Source organism: Anthropogastromicrobium aceti (assembly GCF_020687335.1).
In the GTDB taxonomy this organism is placed as follows: Bacteria; Bacillota; Clostridia; order Lachnospirales; family Lachnospiraceae; genus Anthropogastromicrobium; species Anthropogastromicrobium aceti.
In genome coordinates this window covers 45,579-55,201 of sequence record NZ_JAJEQN010000026.1, presented here as the reverse complement: position 1 = coordinate 55,201, position 9,623 = coordinate 45,579, and the positions used below count along the sequence as shown (strand labels likewise).

Annotated in this window: 6 protein-coding genes; 1 reads left to right on the top strand and 5 read right to left on the bottom strand. The window is 40.9% G+C overall.

The window, feature by feature from the left end:
- Positions 1 to 147: 147 nt before the first annotated feature.
- The 3 genes from LKD48_RS10635 to LKD48_RS10625 all read right to left on the bottom strand — a co-directional run bounded on the left by LKD48_RS10635 (position 148) and on the right by LKD48_RS10625 (position 3,848).
- A complete protein-coding gene (locus tag LKD48_RS10635) occupies positions 148 to 1,806 on the bottom strand; it encodes an extracellular solute-binding protein (RefSeq protein ID WP_308732013.1) in 1,659 nt (552 codons plus the stop codon).
- Positions 1,807 to 1,967: 161 nt separating this feature from the next.
- On the bottom strand, positions 1,968 to 2,885 hold the full coding sequence (locus LKD48_RS10630; RefSeq protein ID WP_308732012.1) for a carbohydrate ABC transporter permease: 918 nt from the start codon (positions 2,883 to 2,885) through the stop codon (positions 1,968 to 1,970).
- Between the two features lie 15 nt (positions 2,886 to 2,900).
- Positions 2,901 to 3,848: an ABC transporter permease gene (locus tag LKD48_RS10625; protein WP_308732011.1), complete on the bottom strand. Its 948-nt coding sequence runs from the start codon at positions 3,846 to 3,848 to the stop codon at positions 2,901 to 2,903.
- A gap of 251 nt (positions 3,849 to 4,099) precedes the next feature.
- On the opposite strand from LKD48_RS10625, the gene LKD48_RS10620 reads away from it, so the two are divergent.
- Positions 4,100 to 5,041 carry a helix-turn-helix domain-containing protein gene (locus tag LKD48_RS10620; protein ID WP_308732010.1) on the top strand — a complete coding sequence of 314 codons (942 nt, stop codon included), beginning with the start codon at positions 4,100 to 4,102 and terminating at the stop codon, positions 5,039 to 5,041.
- Between the two features lie 62 nt (positions 5,042 to 5,103).
- On the opposite strand, the gene LKD48_RS10615 is transcribed toward LKD48_RS10620, so the two are convergent.
- Together LKD48_RS10615 and LKD48_RS10610 are read right to left on the bottom strand one after the other, a co-directional pair.
- Positions 5,104 to 7,410 carry an alpha amylase C-terminal domain-containing protein gene (locus LKD48_RS10615; RefSeq protein WP_227100387.1) on the bottom strand — a complete coding sequence of 769 codons (2,307 nt, stop codon included), beginning with the start codon at positions 7,408 to 7,410 and terminating at the stop codon, positions 5,104 to 5,106.
- Positions 7,411 to 7,532: 122 nt separating this feature from the next.
- The gene (locus tag LKD48_RS10610; RefSeq protein WP_308732016.1) at positions 7,533 to 9,539 is read right to left on the bottom strand and encodes a fructose-1,6-bisphosphatase; all 2,007 of its coding nucleotides are present in this window, start codon (positions 9,537 to 9,539) and stop codon (positions 7,533 to 7,535) included.
- Between the last annotated feature and the right edge of the window lie 84 nt (positions 9,540 to 9,623).

Below are 9,623 nucleotides of genomic sequence, written 5' to 3'. Positions count from 1 at the left end.
CTTACTCTTTCTGAACATGAAAATACCCCCATATAGGACTTTTATATTTCATTGTCCTATATGAGGGTAGCATATCAATCATAAAATCAGTAGCGGGTGATTCTTTTTTATTTCACTTTTAATTCATTTTTGAATAACTTTTCAGAATTATTCAGCGTCAGCTGCCTTCTGGTTCTCTGGAAGTCTTGTGCTGTTTCCTGCCTGGAATGCTTCAAGTCTCTCATCAACAACTTCCTGATATCCCTGATCTGCATACTGCTGTGCATAATCCTCATACATTGCATCAAATTCTTCTGGCTTGCACATGGTCAGCGCATCTCTGAACTCCTTGTACAGCTCACCTAAGGTGTTCTGATACTCGGACTGTGTAGCGATTACTACTGAGAACTGGCAGTCACTTAAACCATACTGATCAGCGATTGCAAGACGATCATAGTAGTACTTAATGATATCATCTGTGAAGTTCTGCGGCAGATCCTGCGGAGTATCAGCCTTGATGTTCTCTTCAACAGTATCAAATGTTCTCTTTTCCTTTACGATACACCAGTAGTCCTTGCTGTTGTTGAAGCCCTGCTTGTAATCACCATTATAATCACTAACGGTAACTGGGTTGCCTTCTTCGTCTAAGTTGTAGTTCTCGCCCTCGATACCCCACTGGAAGGTGTACAGGTTTTCTGGCTGGCTTAACCACTCCATGTACATCCATGCAGCCTTTAACTCATCATCAGTTGCTGTGTTGGAGAATCCAACGATCATACCAAATGGGTTCTCTGCTCTCCATGCTGGAACTGTTACGATTCCATCCTCACCAGACTCATCTACTTCACTGCTAATTGGAGTGATTGCTAACTTTCCATCTGGATTCTGATCATAGAATGCATTCAGGAAATCTGTGCTTGCACTTACATATCCGCTGTAGCTGTAGCTCTTGCCATTTACGAAGTTTGCCTTTGCTGTCTCAGAGTCGATGATGTAATACTCTGGATCAGTAATACCAGAATTGTAATCCTCATTTGCTCTCTTTAACAAGTTGTAGTTTGGCTCCCATCCAAGTGCTGGAATGTTGTAATCGCCGTACATAGCCCACTCTTCCTCGTTGCAAGGATAAGTTCTGTATGCCTGATTCTGGTCAGATCCAACACCAGTCAGCATTGCACCGCCGCCTGGATGCTCACAAAGACCTGCCTCCATGATCTTGTTCATAGCATCAAGATACTCTGAACGCTTAGTCGGTACATGATCATATCCTACCTGCTCTAACCAGTCCATACGAACAAATGTCTGGAATGAATAAACGGTATCATAATATGGTCTCTCAGCAAGTGCAAAGTATGTCTCACCGCCAAGTGTGCTGTACATCAGACGTCCGCCCTCTTCCATGGATGCATAATAGGTAGGAGCTACCTCTTTGAAATCATCCATGCTAAAGGTTGCCAGATAACCATCATCTGCCCACTGAGCTACCTTCGGATAATCATACTCCATCAAGATTGTCGGCAGGTTCTGATCTGCTGCAAGCAGTGCGTATGATGTCATAACATCACTTCTTGTAATCGGAACGTACTCAACCTTAATGTTGTACTGATCTCCAAAATTCTCCTGAATCCAGCCGGTCCAATAGTTGTTGGAAACATCCGGAACACCTTCTGCACCTCTGTCATAAACTGGAACTCTCAGAGTCACGGTTTCTGCAAATGGCTCCCAATTTGTGGTAGAAGCTGCCTCGTCTGCCATAGCCGGAATGCATCCTGCTACCATAGCACCTGCCATTGATACGGCGAATACCTTGCGAAGATTCTTTTTCATAGTAAAATTCCTCCTTATATAAAGATCGTTATATATTTTGCCGCCGCCTTCAGCAGGCAACGACGTTATATCGTATCTTATTGCCCCTTGTTGTCAAATTCCTTTTATGTCATTTCTATAATTCACGTAACGATTTGTAATAAAATCTTTTTGAATCCCAATCAGCCCTTTACAGCTCCGATCATAACACCCTTTACAAAATATTTCTGTAAGAACGGATATACACAAATGATCGGAATAGTTACGAACATAATACATGCTGCCTGAAGTACTTCTGGTGTACTTGTAACAACAACCTCACCAGAAAGCTGTGCTGTCTGTGCCTCTGATGCAGAAGATACAAGCTGTGACAGCTTATACTGAACCATCTTTAAACCCTCAGAACGAATATAGTATTTATTATCTGCATAAGCGTTCCAACGTCCTACTGCATAGAACAGTGACAAAGTTGCCAAAATTGGCTTTGACAGCGGAAGTACAATTTTCCAGATGATCTGGAAGTTTGTTGCACCGTCAAGAAATGCTGCCTCCTCCAAGCTGTCCGGAATATTGGACTGGAAGTAGGTTTTCATAATTAACATGTTGTATGGTGCATAAATTAATGGTAAGATCAATACCCACACAGTATCAAGCATATGTAAATCAGAATACAGCAGATATGTAGGAATCAAACCTGCACTAAAATACATAGGAAACATCAGGATAAAGGTAAAGAATGTTCTTCCCTTTAATCTCTTTCTTGACAGTGGATAAGCTGCACATGTACAAGCGATCATACCCATTAAGGTAAACACTAATGTAACTATTACACTGTACAGGAATGAACTAACCATAGAACCATCCTCAAAAATGGATGTATATGCATCTAAGTTAAAACCAATCGGCCAAAAGCTGACTCTTTTTGCCAAAACTGCTGTATTACTTGAAACAGACTTTGCCAGCAAGTGAATAAATGGAACTACACAAGTCGCACACAGGATCACAAGGATGACCACCATCACGACGTCGCTGACATGAAATTTAGTTATGGCTCTGCTACCATCGGTAACAATGTCATTTTCTTTCTTTTTCTTTGCCATGACAATTCACCCTCCTTATAATAATCCTTCCTCACCAAGCATCTTTGCAATGCGGTCAGATAATAAAACAAGTACAAGTCCTACCAGAGACTGGAAAATACCAACTGCAGTTGCCATACTAAACTTTGCACTTGCAAGACCTTTATCGTAAATATAGATAGCAAGCTGATAAGAGAAATCCTTAACCTGCGTATTTCCGAACTGATCCAGACGCTCGTAGTTACTTCCCATAACCTTACCAAGATTCATGATAAGCAGAGTGACAACAGTTCCTCTAATGCCAGGAAGTGTAATGTTCCACATACGCTGCCAACGGTTTGCACCATCAATCATGGCTGCCTCGTAAAGCTCACCGCTGATACCAGTGATTGCTGCCAGATAAATAATGGTACCCCAGCCCATTCCCTGCCATACACCGATTAACAGGTAGGTTACTGCCCAGTGCCATTTCTCGGTCAAAAATGGAATACCATTCTGGATAATACCTGCATTCATTAAGAATACGTTTACCATACCAGTGGTTGGACGGAACATCTGATAAGCAACGCTTCCGACGATAACCCAAGAAAGGAAATGAGGCAGATAAAGAATAGTCTGCGTAACCTTCTTAAAGCGCGGAAAACGAAGTTCATTTAAAATCAATGCCAGAATGATTGGCATTGGAAAACCAACTGCCAGATCCAAAAGGTTAAATACGATAGAACTCTTTAACGCACGGATAAAATCCTTATCCTTAAATACCTTCTGGAACGTTGCCCAACCTACCCATTTACTGCCGGCATAACCCTTTGCAGGTTTATAGTCCATAAATACCATACGAATGCCGCCATATGATGCATAATTGAAGATCACAACTAAAGCAACCGGAATCATCAAAAGCAGATATAACTGCCAGTCCCGTTTCAAAGCATTTGCCCAGGTCGTTTTTGTCTTTACGCCCTTGCTAATTGTAGCTTTTGCCATAGTTTGTCTCCTCCTTTCTCTTTTTTATAGTGCAATATGTTGCCCTTGATTGTCTTCATTGTAGCACACTCTATCATTTTTTCTAATCAAACCTTTCCATATACTATGCAATTTCAACCCTTTTCATATATTTTGTGTATTCATAGCCGCCCTCTGCTTTTTAATTTGACAAAGATGACATGTTACTTTAGAATAGAAGTAACACTAACAGATGATTTTATACAAAATCATTATCATTAATGGAGTATACTATGGCTAAACAAAAAAATATTATTACTGAATTTCGTAATTACCCGCTTCGTGTTGAATTTCCTATTCTGTTGCTGACAGGAAACCAGTGGTGGATTTCTGATGTTCCAAGTGCCAATCTTCACTTTCATAACTGTCTTGAAATTGGTCTTTGTCACGAAGGAGAAGGTACACTAATTATCCAAAAAGAAAGCCGCCATTTTTCGGCTGGCGATATTACCATAATTGCACGAAACATTCCTCACACAACATATAGTGCACCTGGTACACAAAGTCTATGGACATACCTGTTTGTCGATCCGCAGGAGCTTCTTGACCCATTGACTGGCGGATATGCTAAGCAAACATCAGAATTGCTTCGAAAAATAAATTCTGCTTTTTTAATTCCAGCAGGTCAAAGCCCTTCTGTTTCCTTTTATTTTAATCAGATATGCTATTCAATGCAGGAAAAGCCATCAAACCACCACTTAAAGGTTCGTTCTGATTTTCTTTCACTGCTGATTGACGCTGTTAATTTTCTTCCTAAGCAGGAAACTGCACCTGAAATGTTAGACAGTGCCTCTACGCTCTCGATCGTCCCGGCCCTAGAGTATATCAAGCAAAATTATATGATAAGCTTTTCTATGGATTACTTAGCAGAGCTATGCGGATTAAGTCCAACACATTTCAGACGTATCTTTAATCTTGCGATGGGCCGCAGCCCACTCGAATATTTAAATACAGTACGTATCAACAAGGCGTGCTACCTGCTTCGCTCAACTGAAAACTCTATATTAAATATATCGGAAGATGTTGGTTTCCACTCAATTTCCAGCTTTAACCGTTATTTCAGCCGTATGATCGGCATGTCACCACGAGAATATCGCTGCTGTGACAGTCAGGATGAACGACTGCAAAAAGCTAAGATCATGAAATTTAATGGCTGGATGGAAGCAGAACGATAAGTCATCTAAAAAAGAGGAACTGCAAAAAAACAGTTCCTCTTTTTCATATATTCATATAATAATTATTTTTCAGGTGCCGCTGCCTCAACTGGCTTTTTTCTCGGACGGCCTCTCTTTGGTTTTTCTGTTGGTACCTCTGCTGCCTCTTTTTTTGGCGTCTCTTCTGGTTCTTGTTCCTTTACCTTTCTCGGACGACCTCTCTTTGGCTTCTCTGCCGGTACTTCTTCTGCAGCTTCCTTTTTTACTCTTCTTGATCTAGTTGGCTTTTCTGTTGTCTTTGCTGCCTCTGTGAGTTCTTCTGTCTTTGCTTTTCTCGGACGGCCTCTCTTTGGTTTTTCTACCGCATCCTTAGCTGCGGCAGTCTCTTTTTTTGATACTGCATCCTCGATTCTGCAAAATGCTGCTGCTGTACGGCTTGGCAGATAAGCAAAGAAGCCTGTTCTTCCATCTGGAAGTTCAACCGTATTATAGACAACGTCCTTCGCAATACGATCCTGTCCACCAAATCTGCTCTCATCTGATGTCAATACAGCATGATACTTTCCAGCCTTAGATACTGGAACAAAATAGCCCTCAAAAGAACGATTTGGATGGAAGTTAAATGCAAATACAACATTTCCCTTCTCATAAATCATCATATCATCCTGCTGATGTACCCACATATTGTATGGGTTCTCATCTTCTAAGATATGATGCTCTTTTGTGAAGGAAATCATTGCCTTATCAAAATCATTCAACCAGCAGTACTTTAAGTTTGGATTGTCAACTAAGCTCCACTGACGTCTGCAATAATGATAGCTCCAGCCATTGCCCTCTCTCGGGAAATCAATCCACTCTGGATGACCAAATTCATTGCCCATGAAGTTTAAATAGCCCTCGCCGCCAAGTGTCATCGTAATAAAGCGAATCATCTTGTGCAGTGCCACACCTCTGTCAATGATGTAGTTCTGGGTATTCTTCTCCATAGACCAATACATTTCCTTATCACATAAACGGAACATAATTGTCTTATCACCAACAAGTGCCTGGTCATGAGACTCTGCATAAGCAATTACCTTCTCATGTGGTCTGTGGCTGGTAAGCTCATGCCAAAGCTTCCACATATCCCAATCTTCATCCTTGTATTCCTTTAAGAACTTGATCCACATATCTGGAATACCCATTGCAAGACGATAATCAAAACCAATACCGCCCTCTTCAATTGGAATACACATGCCTGGCATACCTGACATATCCTCTGCGATACTCATTGCATTCGGATTTACCTCATGAATAAGCTCATTTGCCAATGTAAGATAAGTAATTGCTTCAATATCTGTGTTCATGGAAAAATACTTGTCATAATTGTCAAAGCTTGTTCCAAGACCATGATCAAGATAAAGCATACTTGTAACACCATCAAAACGGAAACCATCAAAATGGAATTCCTTCATCCAGTACTTTAAATTTGAAAGCAGGAAATGAATAACTTCATTCTTTCCATAATTAAACAATCTGGTATCCCAAGCCTGATGATAGCCTCTTGCGCCACTGTGGAAGAACTGGTAATCTGTTCCATCGAACTCGTTGATTCCCTCACGTGTATTCTTTGCCGCATGAGAATGCACAACATCAAGCAGCACACGAATACCCATGCTGTGTGCTTTATTTACAAGATATTTCAAATCTTCAGGCATACCGCTTCTGGAAGCTGGTGCGAAAAAGCTGCCGATCTGATAACCAAATGAACCGTAGTAAGGATGTTCCATAATGGCCATAATCTGAATAGTATTATATCCAAGGTTTTGAATACGCGGAAGTATCTTATCTGCAAATTCAAGATAAGAACCAACTTTTCTCTCCTCCTGAGCCATACCAACATGACACTCATAAATATACGGCGGAAGTTCACTGTGGAAATCCTGATCCGTCCATGCAAATGGTGTCTCCGGATCATAAACCTCTGCACTCCAAAGATAGGTTGTAGGATCCTGAACAACTCTGCGTGCATACAGCGGGATTCTCTCAAGCTCCTGACCATCATGCTCTACAATTGCTAAGACCTTACATCCATTCCACAGCGTATCCTTAGAAAGCTTTATCTCGAAAACGCCGTTTTCTAAACGCTCCATCGGATGCTTTCTGTGATTCCAGCCATTGAACTCACCTGCCAAATACATCTTGGAAGCGCCAGGTGCCCACTCACGGTAAACCCAGCCCTCTGATGTTCTGTGTATACCAAAGTATTCATGTCCATTGGCAAAATCCACAATTGATCCATTTGCGCCAATAAGTTCCTCCCTTTTTTTATGATAATCATTGACGCGCAGATCTAGGTCAGCCTCATAAAGCTTCAGCACATCATCGTATTCCATAATCTTGTACTTCATAACTTTCCTTACCTTTCCGGTTCCTACAAAACCTTTTCTGAAATTACGAATAGACAGATATATCATACACCTTTTTATGTTTTTCGTCAATATCTCTATGAATATTCGTGTTTGTTTTAACGTTATCGTACAATTTCCATAGTTTCCATATGAAGGCTCTGAATCGTTTTAGGATATGAACCAATGGCTCGTTCTACTATACTGCCATTTTCATATGCCTTTACAAGAAGGCGCAGTTCATCCATTCTTTGAGAGAGCTTCTTACCCGCGTCTGTGTCTGACACAAGTATTCTTTTGTCCATTTTCTGTGTAATCTGAAGAGTTGGCATTTCATCTGATTCTGGTTTGGACAATGGATGTGAAATATAATCATGATGCTGCGCCAGCGCAAGATAATGTGAATTAAAAATCAGCGTATAACCAGCAATACCAGTTTTTGCCTGATAAGCTTTTGACAGTCCTCCATCAATTACATATAGCTTTCCATCTGCCTTAACAGGATTTTCACCGTCTTTTTGACGAACTGGAACATGACCATTTATGATATGACCATGTACAGGATCTACGCCAAATTCCTTTAAAATCTGATCGCACACATGTGGATCTGCACTCAGACGGTAATAGCTATTATATACCTCCTCATGCAGTGCTTTCTCTTTTGTAAAATATCGTTCAAATGCAGACATTCGGCTCTTACCAAATAAAGGTGACTGTGCACTGCACCATAAAAGCCACATTTTGTCAACATTCTTTTGCTTATCCGGATGATCCTTAGGGAGAAAATAGGCTTCTCTTGCTGCTCGCTCAAGACGATCAAGCAGCGCCCTGCCGGCATATTTTTCTCCATCCACCTCGACTCTTTCAAAGCTTCCATCTTCATTCATCGGAATACAGCCATGAAATAACAGATTTCCATTCATACATAAATACATGCTTCCGCTGCTGTAAAGAAAACGCACATGACGCTGCAAAGCTTCGCTGTGTGCAAATGATGCAGCTAACACATCCATAAGCTGTGCTTCCTTTTGTGTAAGCTCAAGCGGATTTTTGGGATCAACCGTTGGAAAATTCGTATCAGTTAACGGACACGTGATTCCATTATACTTATATAATCCCTTCTCGTAATCAATATGTTCAAGCAAATTTCTATCTTCCATATGATATTCTGGATGACGGTGCACCATCTGGCCAATAAGTTTTAGCTGAATAACAGCCATCGCTTTATGCATCTTAGCTGACAGACTCTTTGCCACCTTATCATAGACATTTTCATCTAATACCTTTGGCAAAAAGCACTCGCATAAATCATCATGGTAAACCTCTGATGCAAAATCTGATAAAGGACGCAAATTAATTCCATAACCATCTTCAAGGCAGTCGAAATTGTTATAGCTAATTCCCATGCGCACAACATTTGCAATTAATACGCGGTTTCCGCATGCAGCACCCATCCATGAAATATCATGATTTCCCCACTGAATATCAACATCACCATATTCAATTAACTCTTCCATGATCCTGTCTGGGCGTGGTCCTCTGTCAAAAATATCACCGATTATATGAATCCAATCCATTGTCAGACTGCGGATTAACTTGCAAAACTGGGGAATAAATGTATCTGCAAGCCCACTTGACACAACTGCCTCAATAATGCTGCTTCCATATTCTAAACGACCCTCGTCCTGGCCTGGATATAAAAGCTCTTCCATAAGATAATCATACTCATGCGGAATTTTGCTTCTCACATGCACACGTGAATATTTAGCACTGACACTGCGGCACAGCTGCGTCAGATAAAAAATAGTATTCTTCAGCCATTCATTTGTGTCCCTGCCATATTCATGCATTAAACTAAGTACCTTAACTGGATCATAAATCAAATTGGCAAGCTGATTTTGCTGTGGATTAGTCAGTACATCCTGAAATTGAATACGAATCTTCTCACGAATTACTCCTGATGCCCCGTTCATCAGCTCTGAAAAGCCCTTATGCTCCCCATGTAGATCACTAAAAAAATATTCTGTTCCTTTTGGCAGGCTGCTCATTGCTGTCAAATTTGCGATTTCGCACAGCGCTGCCTGACGGTTTGGGTATTCTCTTGCCAAAAGCTGCAAATATCGTTCTTCCATTCTTAAATCCTCATATCTTCCTGTGCCTTTTATTTCAGGCACAAATGCCGGTGAAAAATCTCGTGTCGAACAGAATAAAACAAG